Origin of the sequence: Janibacter limosus, assembly GCF_004295485.1 — a bacterium.
Taxonomy (GTDB): Bacteria; Actinomycetota; Actinomycetes; order Actinomycetales; family Dermatophilaceae; genus Janibacter; species Janibacter limosus_A.
In genome coordinates this window covers 1,372,634-1,390,492 of record NZ_CP036164.1, presented here as the reverse complement: position 1 = coordinate 1,390,492, position 17,859 = coordinate 1,372,634, and the positions used below count along the sequence as shown (strand labels likewise).

Below are 17,859 nucleotides of genomic sequence, written 5' to 3'. Positions count from 1 at the left end.
TCAGGCGGGCAATCTTTTGCAGGCGAACTCCCCGATCTGGTCCTCGATGAGGAACTCGTCGCCAACCATGTCCGCGTACATGGCCGCGATGCCTTCCGGTTCGCCCGCGGCTCGGAAGCGGATGCGGTCAGAGTCCGTATGGATGAGATAGGCGCTGCACTCGCACGAAGTCATGAATGCGTAGAACCGCCCCTGGTGCGCTTCTTGCAATAGCGCCGCGGGGTAGTAGATGTCGTGCTTGCGGCACAGCGCGGGGACTTTGATTGCACCGTTCTCGAAGGCGCTCTGCGGGAGGTGAGCTGCGTGGGACCAGGGTTGCAGTCGCACCTCCCCACCCGTTGCGCGCAACGTCCCCCCATCCGCGAGAGCGAGCAGAGACTTCTCCGTGCACGTCTGCCCCGCTGGCCACATCACTGACGTTTCCGATGGCCACAACGGTGGCATCCCCAGCTCCGTCGTCGTGTCCGCCTGAAGACCTGGGGTGGTGAACCGCACGCCGTGCAGGAGGAGCGCTCCAAGGACGATCGTCATCGCGTAGCCCTGAGGCAGCGGCGGCTCGGGAAAGTCTGGGATGCGAACCGTCAGCGGCGTGACGCGTACAGCCGAGAATCCCTTGACTCCCTCGAATCGGCCGACCCAGAACTGGCTGAAATCCAGCGGTTGCACCAGCTCGCGGCGCTCGTAGAGCGCTCTGTACTCCGACGGGGCGAGCCCGTAGCCGTTCTCCCGCTGCTCCTTGCTTGAAAGGAGCATCGCTGTCAGCGCGGTCTTCTGCACCCACGTTGCGATCGCCGCTTGATCTTCCAGCGCGATCGTCCCGGGCTCGTCAAGGATCAACGGGGTCAAGACTCGCTGCGCGACCGCTTCGAGGTTGCTCATCCACCCGTTGTTACACGAGGCGCAGAAGCTCTTCACCGTTTGCCGGAATGGGGGCTGCTCCCCCATGTCGCGCGGCAGAGCATTCAACGGGCCCGCGTGATGACGCATTGGAGCGAGATCCAAGACAGTCCTGCTCACCCACTGACCGAAAACGTGCTCGCGGGTCAGGGGCCCCACCGACCCGCAGAAAGCACAAGATTCAGGCATGCACCCATTCTCCGGCACGGGTGCCGCTCCTCGACCTGCAAGAGGCGTGGCAGCTCTGGGCGCGAAGCCGCTTCAGACAGCGAGACCGGCTGCCCGAGACCGCGGGTGCTTCGGCGCGAGCGGAACGGCCCTGGCGAGAGTTCAGCCTTGTCCTGTACAGTGGACAGATGCATTTGTACTTCCTGTGACGGCTGAGTAGGCCCACCGCGCTCGTTGAGTAACTCCGAGCCCGCGGCGGCCGTTCGTTCTGACCCTTCCTAGGGTCGCCGTCATTTGCGTACCCGTTTGCCTCTCGGCTTCGGGTGCGTCGTATCGAAGGATTCGAATGCTCACCCCTACCAACCGTCATCCGGCGCGCCATCGCGCGCAGCTCACTGCCTCCGACGTCTCTGTGATGAGGGGCACGATGTCTGTGCTCAATTACGTCAACCTCGTCGTCACGCCCTCATCCCGAGTCGCGATCGTGGGAGAGAACGGGCGCGGAAAGTCCACCCTCCTGCACGTCCTGGCCGGCACCTTGCCGCCCGATAGCGGAACTGTGCAACGCATTGGCACTCTTGGTCTCGCCGAACAGGAGATGACAGCTGCCGACGAGAGAACCGTTGGCCAGGCTGTGGCGGACTCAATCGCCGAACCGCTCGCGGCGTTGGCAACATTCGATGCAGCCGCTCGCGCGCTTGCCAACGGAATAGATGGAGCCGCAGAGGATTACGCCGCCTCGTTGGAACTCGCCGAGGCGCTCGATGCCTGGGATGCCGAGCGGCGCGTGCAGATAGCGCTCGAAGCCCTCGATGCGGAGACCGACAAGACTAGGTTGCTCGCTGATCTATCTGTGGGGCAGAGGTATCGGGTCCGCTTGGCTTGCCTCTTAGGCGCGGACCATGACTTCCTCCTACTCGACGAGCCCACCAACCACATTGATCGCAGCGGACTCGATTTCTTGACGGCGCAGCTCCGAAGTCGCAGGGGCGGTGTGGTCGTTGTCAGCCACGATCGAGCCCTACTGTCCGATATTGCGGACACCGTTGTCGATCTTGACCCGACACTGGATGATCGCCCGCGCATCTACGGCAGCGGTTACTCCGGATACAGGGAGGGGCGCCAAGCCGAACGCGTCCGGTGGGAGCAGGATTACGAGCGCCAGCAAGCCGAGCACGCCCGTCTACAGGAGAGCCTCAGCGCCGCACAGAACAGGCTCGTGTCGGGATGGCGTCCGGAAAAGGGCACCAACAAGCACGGCCGCGCAACCCGCGCCGGCGGGCTCGTGCAGAACGTGCACCGGCGCCAGGAAGTCCTCGAAGCTCACGCCGTCACGGTCCCCGAACCACCGCAGCTCTTCCGGTTCCCCGACCTTCCGACAAGGACCGGGGCCGTCCTCATTGATGTCGACAACGTCAGTGTCGCAGGGCGGTTGACCGAGCCGGTTTCGTTCTCGCTCTCACACCGGGGCCGCCTCGTGGTGACCGGACCGAACGGTGCCGGTAAGTCGACGCTGCTCAGCATCGCCGCTGGCGATCTGAGTCCGGACACCGGGACTGCCCGGCGTCCTCGTGGAACGCGGCTGGGCAATCTCCGCCAGGAAACCGCCCTGCCAGAGGACCGTAGGGTCAGCGAGCTATACGCCGCGCACGTCGGCGAACTCATCGCCGCAGGCGTCATGGAATCCTCGGAAGCCATCGGCCTCTCACAACTCGGTCTCCTGCGGCCGCGTGAGGCGGGCAAGCGCGTGGGAGAGCTGTCGATGGGGCAACAGCGCCGACTTGATCTGGCCCTCGTGCTCGCGACGCGACCCCACGTGCTGCTGTTGGATGAACCCACCAATCACCTCTCCATTGCGCTCGTTGATGAACTCACCGAGGCTCTCGGCGCAACTCAGGCGGCCGTCGTTCTCTCGACGCATGATCGGCAGCTTCTCCGTGACGTGGAGGATTGGCCGAGTCTTCAACTGACGGCATCGGTCGATCGCGAGGCACTCGTATGAGCGAGAAGAAGTTCGACCGAATGCGCGCCTTGCGGCCTCTGGCGACTCGGGACTACCGCCTTCTGTTCGCTGCGGTGGGCATCGAGGTTTTCGGAACGGGTATGTGGACGATCGTCATGGTCTTTCAAGTGCTCGCGCTTGATGACAGTCCTCTTGCGCTCTCCGCGGTCGCAACAGGCATGAGTCTCGGCCTGTTCGCATTCTCGATTCTCGGCGGCGTGGTCGCGGATAGATTCTCTAAACGCCGAATCATCATCACCGTTCAGGGCAGCACCGCCGTCGTTATGGGTATGGTGGCCGTTCTATCGCTCTCCGGAACGATCGAGCTGTGGCACGTCGGCGTTGCCTCGTTCGCGATGGGCGCCGGAAGCGCGTTTTTCTACCCGGCGTACAGCGCGTACTTGCCAGAGGTACTTCCGGCAGAACAACTCCTTGCTGCGAATGGACTCGAGGGCGCACTACGCCCATCGATGGGTCAAGGGCTCGGCCCCGCTCTCGGTGGAATCGTCGTCGGTCTTTTCTTCCCTGCCATCGGGGCGGCAATCGTCGCGGGCTCGTACTTGGTTGCATTCGTCATCACTCTGTTCCTCAGCCACCGCGACGAACCAGTTCGCGGCACATCGCCCGAGGAGCGTGCGAGCATCTGGGGAGACCTCCGTGCGGGAGTAAGTTACGTGTCGCGCACGCGCTGGCTGCTCTGGACGCTGATTTTCGGTTCCTCACTCGCGCTCATCATCCAGGGTCCGATCGAGGTGCTCCTGCCCTTCCTTACCCGCGACCGATTCGAGGACGCCGAAGCGACTTTCGGATTCCTCCTCGCTGCATACGGGATCGGCGGGGCGGTCGGCTCGCTCGTCGTGTCGTCGCTGAAACTCCCGCGTCGCTACCTCACGTTCATGATCGTCTGCTGGGGCGGGGGCACGCTTCCTCTCGTGGTTATCGGCGTCGCCAACAACCTGATCCTGATGCTCGGAGCGCTGTTCATCGTCGGCGCAACGACGGGAGCCGGGGTCGTTGTCTGGGGGACGCTGCTTCAGCGACTCGTGCCGCTCGACATGATCGGCCGAGTCGCGAGCCTCGACTTCTTCGTCTCGATCGCGTTCATGCCGGTCTCGATCGCTATAGCCGGCCCCCTTTCGCTCCTCGTACCCATCCCCACGATCTTCGTGATCGCAGGAGTCATCCCACCAGTTCTGGCACTCATCGCGCTGATGGCTGGGCGCATGCGAGAAAGCGAGGTACGGCACCCCCTGGACGCTCACTGAACAGCGACCGGTGTCTCACGAAACGACTCGGGAGGTCGGCTTCGAGCCGTTAATGGCTCGAAGCCGAACGATCCATGCCTCCATCGCGCCCGTCGCCTACGACTGCGTGAAGTTGATCTTTGTTCGCGATGGCTCCGCGATTCTGTTCAGTGAATTCGGCGAGAAACCAGTCAAGGTGGGCGATGTCGTGGCCCTCGCGGCAAATACTCTGTGCGGAAGCGACCCTGAGGGGTCGATCACCGTCACCACCCTGTACCTAGATCGCGACTACATCGTCGACCAAGTGTTCTGGCAACACGCCGCGCTGCTTGCGGACCGGCTCGACGCGCAGGATCTCACTGACGAGCTGTACTCCGAGCCCGCCCAGATTTTGCACCTTGGCGAGAACCGCGCAGGGATGCTCATGCCGTTGTTGGACGAGTTGGTGGCGCTCAGCATCGGCGGTGCATCATCGGATCGGTTCTTCCGGATGCAAGCCCTGCTTTTCGCGGTGCTCGACGTGACCATTCCGTATGTGAAAACCACCTCGGTGCGCCGCACGCCGAGCCAGCGGAAGACCTGTCGCCGGCCCGGTCCCCCGTCGCTTCGTCAGTTCGCGCCGTTGCGCGCTGAAGCTCGGCAGGCGCTGGAATTGCTTCGCGACCGGCACGACGAGCGGTGGACTCTTCAAGACCTCGCATCTGCCGTGCACTTGTCGCCGTCGCAACTCGGACGTGTCTTCGTGGATGCCTACGGCAAGACGCCAATGACCTACCTATCGACAGTGCGCGCCGAGAACCTGGCGCGACTGCTACGGGAGACCGCCGTACCTGTCGAAGCCGCGATGCGTGAGGTCGGCTGGCTAAGCCGAGGCCATGCCTCCCGAATCTTCCGCGAGGCCGTCGGAGTAACACCGGTTCGATACCGGCAGCTCAGTCGGGAAAAATTCAGAGAGTGAGCAGTGATACACATCTGCGCATGTGAGGTACGAGTATCCGCATCTCGCCCGCGCCTCCGCCCGGAGGTAGCCGCTCGACTGGTAGTCCAGATAAGACTCGTTGGGTTCACCGCCGCGCCCGACGGTCACATCGCTTGTTTCGCTGTCCGTCTCTCATTGCTGGTGGTCCCGGCGTACCTGATCGTCACCGAGCCCGATCGGCCCGGTGCTCAGGGTATCGGGAGGAGACCAGGCCATGGCCAGAACGCGGGAGCAATCTCAGGAGGGGCGAGAGGCGAAGCTCGACGAGCTGCATGAGCGCCTGACCGGTGCTGTGGAACAGCTCGTCGCCGGTGATGACTGGGCGCGGGCGCTCGCGTTCGCGGCACGATTTCGGGCGCGATCCTTTTCTAACACGCTGCTGATCTGGGCACAGCATGAGGCCGCGTATGAGGCGGGCCGGGTGCCCGACCCGATGCCGTCGTACGTGGCGGGGTATCGACAGTGGCAGGGTTTGGGCCGTCAGGTGGAGAAGGGCCAGTCGGGATACATGATCTTCGCCCCGGTAACGGGACGCTTCGCCTCGTCAAATCCTGCTGCCTCCGATTCATGGCGTCGGCTTGAGAAGGGCGAGAGGCCGAGGCCGGGCGAGGTCGTGCGGTCGAAGATGATCGCCGCGCGCCCTGCCTACGTGTGGGATGTCGCGCAGACGGCTGGGGACCCAATTCCGGAACCGCCCTCACCACGGCTTCTAGAAGGCGAGGCACCCGCCGGTCTATGGGGCGGACTGGCAGCCCTGGTCGAGGAGCGCGGGTTTGAGGTGCTTCGGGTCCCACACGAGGGGATGATCCAAGGCGCCAACGGGGTGACGGACTACACCGCGAAGACGGTGGCGGTGCGAGAAAACATGGACCCGGCCGCGCAGGTGAAGACTCTCGCTCACGAACTCGGTCATGTGCTCATGCACGGCTCTGATGCCGAGAACGCTCGCCAGCACCGTGGCATCGGAGAGGTCGAGGCAGAGTCGGTCGCGCTGATGATCGGCGCCGCCCACGGCATGGACACTTCTGGTTACACGATTCCGTACGTGTCGACCTGGGCGGCCAGGGTCGACGGCAAGGAGCCGGTCGAGATCGTCAAGACCACCGGTGAGCGGGTTCGCAAGACCGCGATGGGAATCCTCGACCAGCTCGATACCGCCCAGCTCGGCGACGGCACCCCGCCGGGCTTGGAACGTGAGACACCGCAACGAAACCAGTCCGATACCGAACGGTTAGCGCCCGAACGCGCAGCGTTGCTACTTGACGCTGGCGCGCGGGTCACGACCGTAGCGACCGCAACGGCGCGAGAGAGAGGCCTGTGATGGTCTTCCCAGACGTGTTCGCCCGTGCGCTGACGCGAGCATCCGGCCCGCAGTCGTTGCCTGCTGCCGCCGAAGAGCTGGCCCGCGTGGGAGTACCGGTGTTCCCGTGCATACCGGGCGGGAAACGACCGCTGACCGAGCACGGCTTCCACGACGCCACGACCGACGCCGACCGAGTCGCCGCATGGTGGACCCGGTCTCCTGGGGCGAACATCGGCGTCCCGACCGGTGCACCCTCGGGCATGGTCGTGGTGGATGTCGATGTCCATGGCCCTGTCGATGGGTTCCGTGGTTTCTCGCGCGCCCATCGAGCGGATCTGCTGGACGGGTGGCAGCTCCTGGTATCCACGCCGTCGGGTGGGATGCACGCCTACTACCGATCAACGCCTGGTCAGGTGCAACGGTCCTGGCAGGCGGCGCGCGCGGGGATCGACTTCCGTGGCGACGGCGGATACATCGTCGTCCCACCCTCACGGATGTCCATCGCCGGCAACGTTGTCGGTTATCGGGCGCGGCGGGTCGAGGCCGGAACGTCCTCGGTGCTCGACTCGGATCGGTTGCGAGATTTCCTCGACCCGCGCCCCACAGTTCGCGAGCCGATGAATACAGCTCAGCGGCAAGGTGCGGATGTGTCACGGTTGGCGAGATGGGTCGCTGGACGCGCGGAGGGTGAGCGGAACCGCAGCCTGTTCTGGGCCGCGTGCCGGCTTGCGGAGAACGGCCTACCAACCTCCGATGCCCTCGACGTACTGGGCGCCGCTGCTTCGGATGCGGGTTTGGGTGAACAGGAGATCATCGCGACCATCCGTTCTGCCTACCGTGCCGCTCACCCCGACAGGGACGCGTCCGCGTCCTCCGTGCAAGCGTCGGCACCGCCAGAGGCAGGCACCTGGTTTGTCAGGGACCCTGCTGCTTCGGGCCCGTCGAATACGCGGGTCCTGTGATGGCCACCTCCATTCTCGCCGAGCAGGCGGGCCGCCGTTGGGCGGTAGTGACGGCTGTGGCCGGGACGGTGTTCATCGCTGCGGGGGCGTTCTGGCTCAGCTTCACGGCGTTGGCGGACCTTGCCGCCCGGTCCGGGATTGGCGAAGAACAAGCATGGGCTTGGCCGCTGATCGTGGACGGGATGATCGTGGTCGCCACGGTCGCCGTCGTCGCTCTGGCCGGACGGCGGTCGGCCTGGTACTCGTGGGCACTGCTGATAGGCGGGGCCGTCGTGTCTGTGACCGCGAACGCGATCCACGCCGTCGTCGCCGCCGACGCCGATGTCCCAGGTGTGTTGGCCGCGAGTGTGGCGGCAGTCCCGCCGGTTGTGCTGCTGGCGATCACCCATCTGACCGTCATCCTCACCCGCCCCCTCCCCACCGCTGGGGAGCCGTCAACCGCTGAGGAGACGCCGGACGTCTCAGGCACCACGAACGCGCAACGAAACCTCGCCGCACCGCCGCCGCGCATTGGGAGCACGCTCTTGAGACGAATCCTCGCTGTTGAGGAAGCACCGCTACGCGCGGCTGCTGCCGCGGGCGCGGATCGGCGCGACCACGCCCGGGAGCTACATGGCCGGGGGTGGTCTAACAAGAAGATCGCCCGCGAGCTCCAGGTACATCCCTCGACCGTGGGCCGGTGGTTCGCCAGCGCGCACCTTCCCGACGACACCGAAGATGCCAACGTCGAGGAGGCAGAGAACTCATGATCAGCCATCCCGCCCAGCCACACGAACGCCATCAACACGCGCCCGAACCGGATACGACGCCCGCCTCATCGGAGCGTGCCGATAGGACAGAAACCCCGGAGGCTGTGCAGGCCGCAAGAGTGAGCCGTCCGGACAGCGACACATCGCCGGCAGGAGCGTCCGTCAGCCGTGTGCGGGGTGTGGAGTGGGTGCGGCCTACCGACTTGATGGCCCGGCACAGTGCCGCGTTGGCGGGTCGGGGTGTCGATTTCGAGGTCGAGCTGGCCCGCCGCACCCGTAGCCTCCCGGGTCAGGCCGTCCGTGCGGGCAGACGCGGGATAGACACCGCACAAACCGTCGAGGCCGAGCGGGCACGGCGTTTACCGCCGGTGTCGGACTTCGGGCGTTCGGGCGGGTCACAGTCGTGGGTGACGCGTTCGGGGATCGGGCTGAGGTGAGCTGACAATGCGCGCCCCCAGCACCGACATGTCGCCGATGACGTCTGCTGGGGGCGCGTGCGCACCTATGTGTCAGGAGGTGCCCTGACCATGACCGAGAACACGCACACCACGACCGAGCGCCCCACCGAGAGCGTCGAGGACTACACAACCAGCGAAGGCCTACGGGTCCTGCTGCGCCGACTCCACGAATCGGAGCCGGGCGGATGGCAACGCGACCCAACGGCAGCGGAGCTGATGGTGTTCGTAGCCGAGAAGTACGCGCCCTTAGCGCGCAAGCACGGGTTGGACCCGTGGGAAGCCGCGTCCGCGGCGTTCGATGTGATGCGCACTCAGGCCGCCCGGACCGCGGTCGACCCGTGGGCGGTAATCACTCATGCGGTGCGGATCACCTGCATCTTCGAGGAACGCGCCCAAGGCTTGCTGTGCTCGGTCCATCAGGCACGACGCCCGCACGTGTCGGCATTCCACGACCCGGAACGCTTCAGCGACCGCGACAATCCCCTGATCGACTACGACCCCGCGTTCCACGTCACCGATCCCACGCCAACAGGCGACGGCAAGAGCCAAGATGACGACGAGCCCTCGGCGGAGGTGTCCACCTCGGCCTCCGCTGCGGCAGAGGATGCCATCGCGTTCTTCACCCTGCTGGACTGGCCGCCGACGACCGCGCGAGCCGGGATCGAACACGTCTGCGGGGCACTGACCAGGGCTGGCACCCGACAAGCCACCTACGAGGCCCTGCGACGCGACAAGCACGCCCGCGCCCTGCTCGACATCCCTCGCACATCCTGGACTGCCCTATTGAAAGCTGTACTGGGCAATCCCCACCCTGCCTACGCCGCGACTGCTGCCGGGCGGGGCGTGCTGCTACGGCTGCTGATCGGCGAGCCCGTCGCGGTGCTGCTGCGTGATGACGACCTCGTCCTCACTGTCTCTCTCGCCGCACCTCGCCAACCTGGCGGAGGTGGGTCGCGGTGAGTGCGCCATCGGGATTCATCGAGCTGGAGCGGACGGTCGCCTCGATCCGGGTCGGACGCCGGCACCGCACCGAGCTGGGCGACATTGACGAACTCGCTGCGTCCATTGAGCGCGACGGGCTCCTGCAACCCATCACGATCACGCCCGACGGGGTGCTGGTGTGCGGTGCACGCCGGCTGGCGGCGATCACACGTCTCGGGTGTAAGAAAGTCAACGTGTGGGTCCGCTCAGGGATCTCCGATCGCCTCGGATATCTCCTGGCCGAGCAGGACGACAACGCGCTGCACAAGCCACTGACGCAGACCGAGGCCGCCGCCCTCTACCGCGAGCTGAAAACCCTGATGGCCGAAGACGCCGAACGGCGACAAGCAGCAACGATGTTCAGCAGCGACCACCAGCCGGGAGCTGGCGGTGGTGGAAATTTTCCACCACCGTCACCCCGCTCGCGCGGGAAGACCCGCGAGCAGGCCGCGGCGATGATCCCGGGCGGCGCCTCCTACAAGACCCTCGACAAGATCGGCTATCTGGAACAGATCGCCGCCGACCCCGCCCAACCGACCGAACTCCGCGCGCACGTCACCGCTGAGTTGGCACGCATCGATGCCGGCGCGCCGGTCCATCCCATTTACGAATCGGTCCGCGCCACCGCGACCACCGCTCAAGATCAGCGTGAGACTGACCTGCACCAGCTCGCCTCCGACGCGCTCACCCGGGCTAAGAACAGCAAGACGAAGAAACGCACAACCCGCCCCATCCCGTCCTCCGATGCAGGTGGTGAGCCAGTGCGGTATCCGGTGCGGGCGTTCATGCTCACCTGGGGCGAACTGGTCGACTGGTGGACCCACTACGACGCCGATCAACTCGCCGCCGAACTCAGCGACGAACAGATTGAGTCCTTCCTGGCCACCGTCGCCGGGACTGGCCGGTTCGCGGACGAGCTACGTGCCGCCCACGACCGATAGACCAGCAGCGACCTCGCGCCCGTCCGCGGTCACCTGCGCGCCCTCTGACTACTCCGCGCCAATGGGTCCGGTAGTGCACCTAAGCGGCATGAAGACACCCGACCTCACTGACCCCCGTATCCGTCACCGGTGGATCGCCGTCCTCGCCGCAATCGCGGCGGTTCTCGTGCTGGCCGGCGTCGGCGTCTACGGCCTCATCACCGGACCACCCACAGCAGCCGGCACCGACAGCGGCGCGACCGGTCCTGGGCCAGTCGCCACGACACCTACCGTCCCGGCGCCGACTGCGACACCGCGCCCGCCCGTCGTAGCCGGGTCGGATGATCCGGAGACCTTCGCCCGCAACGTTGCGACCACCCTGTTTGCCTGGGACACCGCGTCCGGATTCATGCCCCTGGACTACACCTCGGTACTTCTTGCTGTCGGCGACCCCACTGGCGCCGAGCAAGCCGGTCTTGTCTCCGACATCGCCACCTACCTGCCCACCCGGGAAGCGTGGGTCGAACTGCGCCAGTACGCCACGACCCAGCACCTCACCATCGATACCCAGTTCGTCCCCAAGGCCTGGGATACCGCCGTCGCACAGGCTCAACCGGGACAGCTACCTGCCGGAACGACCGCCTACACGATCGAGGGCACCCGCCACCGCACCGGCCTCTGGAACAACGAACCCGTCGCCTCCGAACATCCGGTGACGTTCACGGTGTTCATCGTCTGCGGCCCGACCTACGACACCTGCTATCTGCTGCGGCTGTCCCAGCTCGACAACCCTCTCCGATAAGCCCAGGAGGTCGTTGTCGTGAAGAAGCTCGCCGCTGCCGCTCTCGCCCTGGTGCTGCTCGGACCGTCGTTCGCTCTGGTCGGGATCGGGGTGCTGATGAACCCTGCCTCCACCGCCGCATGCACCGTCGCCGGGAACGGCATCACGATCGGCGAGGTCCCCGAGTCGTTGACCGTGACCACCGCGAACGGTGAGACCTTCACTCTCAACAACCGCCAGCTCTCCCACGCCGCGACGATCATCGAGACCGGCGCGAGCATCGAAGGGGTTACCCGGGACGCGCTCCAGATCGCGCTGATGGCCGCGCTCACCGAATCCACCCTGCGCATGCTCGCCAACACGGGCACCTACCCCGAGTCCGGGACCTACCCCAACGACGGCAACGGCTCCGACCACGACTCGCTGGGTCTGTTTCAGATGCGACCTCAGTCCGGGTGGGGCACGGTCGCCGACCTCATGGACTCCGTCTATCAGGCGCGGGCGTTCTTCGGAGGACCAGACGGCCCGAACTACCCCAGTCCCCGAGGGCTGCTGGACATCCCCGGCTGGCAGTCGATGGACAAGGGCGAAGCCGCCCAGGCCGTCGAGGTATCTGCTTACCCCGACCGGTACCGCAACTACGAGCCTGTCGCCGAGACCATCCTGACCACCCTCACCACCGCGACCACTGCGGGCGCTTCGAGCGGCGGCACAGTTGCGCCAATAGTGATGATCGCGGCGGAGTCGTCGCGCGTGGTGTTTCCGCTGCCGGAGGGCACCTGGGTTCCCTCCTCCGACTACGGACCCCGGGTCCACCCGATCACCGGGGAGAACTCGTTCCACACCGGGGCTGACTTCGCCGCCCCCGACGGCACCCCTATCCTCGCCGCGGCAGACGGAACCGTGACCGTTGCGGAGTTCTCCGGCGGCTACGGCGGACTCGTCGTCATCGAACATCACATCGACGGAGCAGTCGTGGCGACGGCGTATGCGCACATGTGGGAGACCGGCATCCGCGTCACCGCGGGCGACACCGTGACCGCCGGACAGCACATCGGCAACGTCGGCTCCGCTGGCAACTCCACCGGCCCGCACCTGCACTTCGAGGTCCGTAACGGCGACACCAACGGCCAGCACACCGACCCCGCCTCCTGGCTCAACGCCCACAGCGCCGCCGACCTGCCCGAGCCTGCCACCGGCGCACCCGCTGGCTGCGACCCCGACCCCGGAACGCCCGGCCGCGACCCGAGCCCGGTCGACGGCGACCCGGACCGAATGGTCGACGACCCCACCAGCGGCGGCCAGATCACCGCACGCCTGCTGAATCTCCACGCCCAGGCAACCGCAGCGTTCCCGGAGACCTCATGGTCTTGCTACTCGCCACGTCCTGGAACCGTCTCCGAACACCCCCTGGGCCGGGCGTGCGATCTGACGTTCGGAAACACCATCGGCACCCCACCCACTCCCCCGCAGCTCGGGGCCGGATGGCAGGTCACCAACTGGATGAAGGACAACGCCGAAACCCTCGGCGTCGAGTATCTGATCTGGCAGGACAAGATCTGGTCCTTGGCCCGAGACGCCGAAGGATGGCGCGACTACGCGCACGGCGCCGATATCACCACCCGGCACATCGACCACCTCCACGTCACTGTCCGGGCCGGAAGCTGACGGCCATGGACGTGTTCCCCGACTTCGAGGGCCTGAGCGGCATCGGCGACCTGCGCGAAGTGGTCGGCGCGCTCCTGACGTTCGTGCTCATCACCGCCGTGCTGATGCTGATCGTCTCCGCCATCATCTGGGCCATCGCTACCGCCAACGGCAACCACACCGCCGTGTCCAAGGCACGCATCGGCGCGTGGACCGCCCTCGGGACCACGGTCGTGGCCGGGGGCGGGGTCGCGTGGATGAACTGGCTCATCACCCTCGGCCAGCAGCTCTGACGCCGCCCTGCCGCCCACGTCCGGACCTGTCATGTTCGCGGCGTCATGGGTTGGGCCGCGCACCTGACCGACGAACCCATCCATGTTCTCCGCACTACGGGCGGAGAACGTTCGTCAGGAGGCCCACCTTGTTCGATCTCATCACCGCCCTGTCCGCGCTCATGCCCATGGACATCAACATCGATCCCAACAGCGACGGCCTGCCCGGTATCGCACAGCTCCGCACCATCGTCGGCGCCGTGATGACTGTCGGACTGATCTTGTCGGTGCTGGCGCTGATCATCTCGGCGATCGTGTGGGGCTTCGGCGCAAACTCCTCCAACCCGCATCTCGCCGGACGGGGAAAGGTTGGCGTCCTCGTCTCCTGCGGTGCGGCAGTGATCTGCGGAGCGTCGGTGACGCTGATCAACTTCTTCTGGAACGTCGGCCAGCAGGTCTGACCCACCCACCCGACTCGACCCCTATGTGTGAGGAGTGATTGCGGTGGGTGTGTGCGATGTCCCCATCATCTCGTCCGTCTGCGACACAGCCGGCGAAGCCGCCGCGTCCCTCGTGGCGGCACCATTCGACTGGCTTGCCTCCGCGATGGGCGCCGCCGCGGGCTGGCTGTTCGAGGCCGTCTGGACCGTGTTCGACACCACCACCCTGGTCGACGTAACCCGGCCGGAGTATGTGGCGGTCTACAACATCTTGTTCGGCATCGCTGTGTTCGTGATGCTGATCTTCTTCTGCCTCCAGCTCATCACCGGTCTCATCCGCCGTGACCCGACCGCCCTGTCTCGGGCGGCTCTGGGCTTGGCAAAATCCGTCCTCGGATCGTTCGTCGTCATCACCCTGACCGCGTTGCTATTGGAGATCGTTGATCAGCTCTGCATCGGCATCGTCCAAGCCGCCGGCGAGACCACCGAGTCGATGGGCGACAAGATCACGCTGCTGGCCGCGGGCCTTGTCGGGATCAACATTGCCGCCCCTGGGGTCGGGGCGATCATCACGATCTTCCTCGCTGGCCTCGCTATCGCTGCCGCCGCCATCGTGTGGTTGAGCTTGCTGGTCCGCAAGGCCCTCCTGCTGGTCGCGATCGTTCTCGCGCCGCTGGCGTTTTCCGGTGCGTCGTGGGATGCCACCAAGGGGTGGATCAGCAAGTGGGCGATGTTCGTCATCGCCCTGATCGTCTCCAAGCTCGTCCTGGTCGTGATGTTCCTCGTCGCCATCACCCAAGTTTCCGCGCCGATCGACGAGGATCTGTCCTCCGTCGCCGATCCGATCGCCGGGATCGTGCTGATGGCGATGGCCGCTTTCGCTCCGTACCTGACGTACAAGTTCCTGTCCTTTGTGGGCTTCGACATGTACCACGCGATCGGGTCCGAGCAGGACGCGAAGAACGCCCTCAACCGGCCCATCCCCACACCATCGAAGCCGCAGGGCGGCGAACCGAAGAAGGTTCTCGACGGCGGCAACAACTCCGGAGGGGGCGGGGGTGGGAAGACCCCGCCCCCACCGACGAACGCGGCATCCCAGGGCCCTGGTGGCGTTGCCGGAGCCGGAGGAGGGAAGGCCGCCGCCGCGGGCGGCAGCTCCGCCGGTGCCGGTGCGGCGGCAGCAGGCCCGACCGCAGCGGCAGTAATCGCAGCGAAGGTCGCCAAAGATGCAGCTACTGCCGGGCCCAAAGCCGGCGCAGCGTTCGGTGGGCACGGTGAGACCGCCGCTGACTCGGCCTCCCAGGCAGGCAGCACACCCCCACCGTCACAGACACCACCGCCGCCCATCCCGGCGCCCAAGACACCGACTGCACCGAAACAGACCCCACCTCCGGCCCCGAAGCCGACCGGGAAGGAATGAGAACCATGACGACCAAGAACGAGCGCGCCATGGCTTCGGAACTGGTGCCAGTCAAGTTCTCCCGCCTCACCCGCCGGGGAGTGCTGCTGGGCCTCTCTCTGACCCAGCTCATCACCTTGGCCACCGGCATCCTGAGCATCGTCGGCGCGCTTTACGCCGGCGGCGGCATCCTGCTCGCCTACACCGCGCCCGTCTGGGTACTCGCCGCCGCCCTGACCTGGACACCCATCGCCGGACGACCGGCTATCGAATGGTTACCCGTCGCGTCCTGGTGGCTCTGGCGTTCCACCGGCGGGCAACTTCTCTACCGCAGGCGGGTAGTCACCCCACGCCCCGTTGGCACGCTCGCGCTGCCCGGCGACGCAGCGCGGCTCGCGAATACACCGACCCCGACACGAACGCTGGGATGATCCACGACCCCCACCAGCGGACCCTTACTGTTGTGTGCGAGATCAGCCATCCCGCGTTCGTGCTCCTCGACCCCGGTGAGCAGGAGCGTCGCGTCACCTCCTGGGGCCGCGTGTTGGCCACCGTGTGCCGATCCGGCCGGATCGCCAGTCTCCAAGTGTTGGAGCGCACCCTGCCGGACTCCGGCACCGGGTTGGCCGAATGGTGGGCCTCCCACGGGATATCCGACGACTCCTGGGCCGCGACCACCTACGCCGAACTCATTGACCGCGCCGGGCCCGCCGGAGAACGACACGCCACCACCCTGTCTCTCTCGCTGGACATGAATGCCGCCGCCCGGCAGATCAGGACCGCCGGCGGCGGCATCCGCGGCGGCGCAGCCGTACTCCGCCAGGAGATGTCCACCCTCGTTGCAGCTCTGCGCTCCGCCGACCTCACACCCTCCAGATGGCTCACCCCCGGACAAATCGCCGTCATCCTCCGCGGTGCCTACGACCCGGCGATCGCCGCCACCCTCGAACGTCACGGCGAGCTGGGACAGAACCTCGCCACCGCCGGCCCCGTCGCAGTCAACGAGTCCTGGACACGCTTGCGCACCGACTCCGCCCACCACACGACACTGTGGATCAGTGAGTGGCCCCGCTCGATGGTCTATCCCGGATTCCTGTCGCCGGTACTGCTGTCCACCGGCATCCAACGCAGCTTCTCACTGATCTGCACTCCGATGCGCTCGGACCAAGCCGCCCGGGACATCCGCAAGAAGAAGGTCGAGCACATCAGCGACGCCGCTCAGCGGGCAAAGATCGGCCAGATCGAGGACGCCGCCCTCACTGCCGAATACCAGGACGTTCTCCAGCAGGAAGCCGACCTCACCGCGGGCCACGGGGTACTGCGCTACACCGGTCTCATCAGCGTCTCCGCCCCCACCGTCGACGAGCTGGAAGCGGCGGTCGCGGCTATCGAACAGGCGGCGATCCAAGCCTCCTGCGAGACCAGACAGCTTGTTGGTCAGCAGGCGTCCGCATTCACGGCTGCCGCATTGCCGCTGTGCCGGACTGTCTGAGGTCAGGCAGGTTCGGTGGGCTTGACGAGGATGGTAGTTGTCGGGTCTACATCAGGCGCCCACGCCAGCGTGGGCAGATCGGCACTGTCCAGTCCGTCGAGTTCGAGACGGACCTGTCCGGCGAGGTGGGCGGAGTTGACCGACTGCCCGTTGGCGATAGCGGCGTAGAACTGGGCTGCGTAGTTGATCGCGTCGGCATCGTCGATGCTGTCGGCCATGCCGATCGCGAACGGCACGATCTGGTCCACCAGATCATCGATCTGGGCTGCGGACTTGCAGGAGTTCAACAGCACCAGCAGCGGCGGATCATCGGTGGCCCGCATGGCGTTGGCAAACGCGCGGGCTGTGACGATCCTGCCCGGATGCGGTGCGTCCTGCTCATCCTCGAACACGATGAGATCCTCGTTGCTATGTCCTGAGAAGTGCACCACGTGGGGGCGGAACTTGGTAATTCCGTCGAGGAGGTCATGGGTGGTCGCCGCTGGACGGACGTCAAGTTCGATCTGATCTCGATGCAAAGCGGATTCGACGGCTGCCCGGATGCGCTTCTGTTCCCTTCCCACTCGGAGGTCTCCTTCCGAAGATGCCCCGAGAATCAGGACCCGAAGCTTCTCCGGCTTTGGGGCAGGAAGCTGGCGGAGAACGTGGTCGACGGCTGATTCGGTTCCGCTGATCCGTGACTCCAGAGTCGCCCGATCAGCGGCAGTCCGCCGGTCCGCCTGCTGCTGTTCGCGTTTACGGCGGCGCTCCGCGGCATCTGCCTCAGACTGCTCGGCTCGCGTCAGTTTTGTGAGCAACGCTGACTCCTCTTTCGAGTACCCAGCGGCTTTCGACTGCAACCGGCCGGCTTCTTTGCCAGCAGTTTCGGCTTCCTTGTCTTTGCGATCAGCTTCGCGAAGCTTGCTCTTCGCAGTCGTCTCACTCTTGGTCTTTGAAGCGGACTGTCGGGCCTTGGACGCCTCGGCACGTTTCTTGGACTCCTTCGTCCGATACTCACCGGCCTTCTTCTCGACCTCGATCCGTTGCTTGCGTTTCCGTTCAAGCTGACCCCGGTACTGACTCGCGCTCATCTGACTACCCCTCGTTCCATTGCGTCCACTCGTAATCACGCTACGCCCGACCACGGACACCCTTGGCTCGTCGCGGCGCACCTGCTTGACACGCC

Annotated in this window: 15 protein-coding genes and 1 pseudogene; 14 read left to right on the top strand and 2 right to left on the bottom strand. The window is 65.8% G+C overall.

The features are described 5' to 3' along the window. Positions 1-879, bottom strand: coding sequence for a hypothetical protein (locus tag EXU32_RS06675; protein WP_130629191.1), 879 nt, complete (start codon positions 877-879; stop codon positions 1-3). 532 nt (positions 880-1,411) lie between these two features. On the opposite strand from EXU32_RS06675, the gene EXU32_RS06670 reads away from it, so the two are divergent. From EXU32_RS06670 to EXU32_RS06600, 14 genes and pseudogenes are all read left to right on the top strand, one after another. Beyond that, on the top strand, positions 1,412-3,067 hold the full coding sequence (locus tag EXU32_RS06670; protein ID WP_130629190.1) for an ABC-F family ATP-binding cassette domain-containing protein: 1,656 nt from the start codon (positions 1,412-1,414) through the stop codon (positions 3,065-3,067). Beyond that, a complete protein-coding gene (locus EXU32_RS06665; RefSeq protein WP_130629189.1) occupies positions 3,064-4,332 on the top strand; it encodes an MFS transporter in 1,269 nt (422 codons plus the stop codon). Before EXU32_RS06670 ends, EXU32_RS06665 begins: the two co-directional genes overlap by 4 nt. Positions 4,333-4,384: 52 nt before the next feature. Further along, entirely contained in the window at positions 4,385-5,269 is an 885-nt protein-coding gene (locus tag EXU32_RS06660) for a helix-turn-helix transcriptional regulator (protein WP_165399734.1), read from the top strand. Between the two features lie 235 nt (positions 5,270-5,504). Continuing rightward, positions 5,505-6,611, top strand: a complete 1,107-nt coding sequence (locus EXU32_RS06655; RefSeq protein WP_130629187.1) for an ArdC-like ssDNA-binding domain-containing protein — start codon at positions 5,505-5,507, stop codon at positions 6,609-6,611. Next, positions 6,611-7,555 carry a bifunctional DNA primase/polymerase gene (locus EXU32_RS06650; protein ID WP_130629186.1) on the top strand — a complete coding sequence of 315 codons (945 nt, stop codon included), beginning with the start codon at positions 6,611-6,613 and terminating at the stop codon, positions 7,553-7,555. Before EXU32_RS06655 ends, EXU32_RS06650 begins: the two co-directional genes overlap by 1 nt. Then, positions 7,555-8,304 (top strand): DUF2637 domain-containing protein, encoded by a 750-nt coding sequence (locus EXU32_RS06645; RefSeq protein WP_130629185.1) that lies wholly within the window; start codon positions 7,555-7,557, stop codon positions 8,302-8,304. The genes EXU32_RS06650 and EXU32_RS06645 overlap by 1 nt, the downstream gene beginning before the upstream one ends. 527 nt (positions 8,305-8,831) lie before the next feature. Continuing rightward, positions 8,832-9,722: a hypothetical protein gene (locus tag EXU32_RS06635; RefSeq protein WP_130629183.1), complete on the top strand. Its 891-nt coding sequence runs from the start codon at positions 8,832-8,834 to the stop codon at positions 9,720-9,722. Then, positions 9,719-10,684: a ParB N-terminal domain-containing protein gene (locus EXU32_RS06630; RefSeq protein WP_130629182.1), complete on the top strand. Its 966-nt coding sequence runs from the start codon at positions 9,719-9,721 to the stop codon at positions 10,682-10,684. The genes EXU32_RS06635 and EXU32_RS06630 overlap by 4 nt, the downstream gene beginning before the upstream one ends. 88 nt (positions 10,685-10,772) lie before the next feature. Further along, positions 10,773-11,465 carry a hypothetical protein gene (locus tag EXU32_RS06625; protein WP_130629181.1) on the top strand — a complete coding sequence of 231 codons (693 nt, stop codon included), beginning with the start codon at positions 10,773-10,775 and terminating at the stop codon, positions 11,463-11,465. 18 nt (positions 11,466-11,483) lie between these two features. Beyond that, positions 11,484-13,112: a M23 family metallopeptidase gene (locus EXU32_RS06620; protein ID WP_130629180.1), complete on the top strand. Its 1,629-nt coding sequence runs from the start codon at positions 11,484-11,486 to the stop codon at positions 13,110-13,112. A gap of 5 nt (positions 13,113-13,117) precedes the next feature. Further along, positions 13,118-13,384 (top strand): DUF6112 family protein, encoded by a 267-nt coding sequence (locus tag EXU32_RS06615; protein ID WP_130629179.1) that lies wholly within the window; start codon positions 13,118-13,120, stop codon positions 13,382-13,384. A gap of 128 nt (positions 13,385-13,512) precedes the next feature. After that, on the top strand, positions 13,513-13,824 hold the full coding sequence (locus tag EXU32_RS06610; RefSeq protein WP_130629178.1) for a DUF6112 family protein: 312 nt from the start codon (positions 13,513-13,515) through the stop codon (positions 13,822-13,824). A gap of 43 nt (positions 13,825-13,867) precedes the next feature. Beyond that, entirely contained in the window at positions 13,868-15,223 is a 1,356-nt protein-coding gene (locus tag EXU32_RS06605) for a conjugal transfer protein TrbL (RefSeq protein WP_130629177.1), read from the top strand. Between the two features lie 5 nt (positions 15,224-15,228). Beyond that, positions 15,229-16,694, top strand: a pseudogene (locus EXU32_RS06600) (SCO6880 family protein). 2 nt (positions 16,695-16,696) lie between these two features. On the opposite strand, the gene EXU32_RS06595 reads toward EXU32_RS06600, so the two are convergent. After that, positions 16,697-17,764: a CHAT domain-containing protein gene (locus EXU32_RS06595; RefSeq protein ID WP_130629176.1), complete on the bottom strand. Its 1,068-nt coding sequence runs from the start codon at positions 17,762-17,764 to the stop codon at positions 16,697-16,699. Positions 17,765-17,859 lie beyond the last annotated feature (95 nt).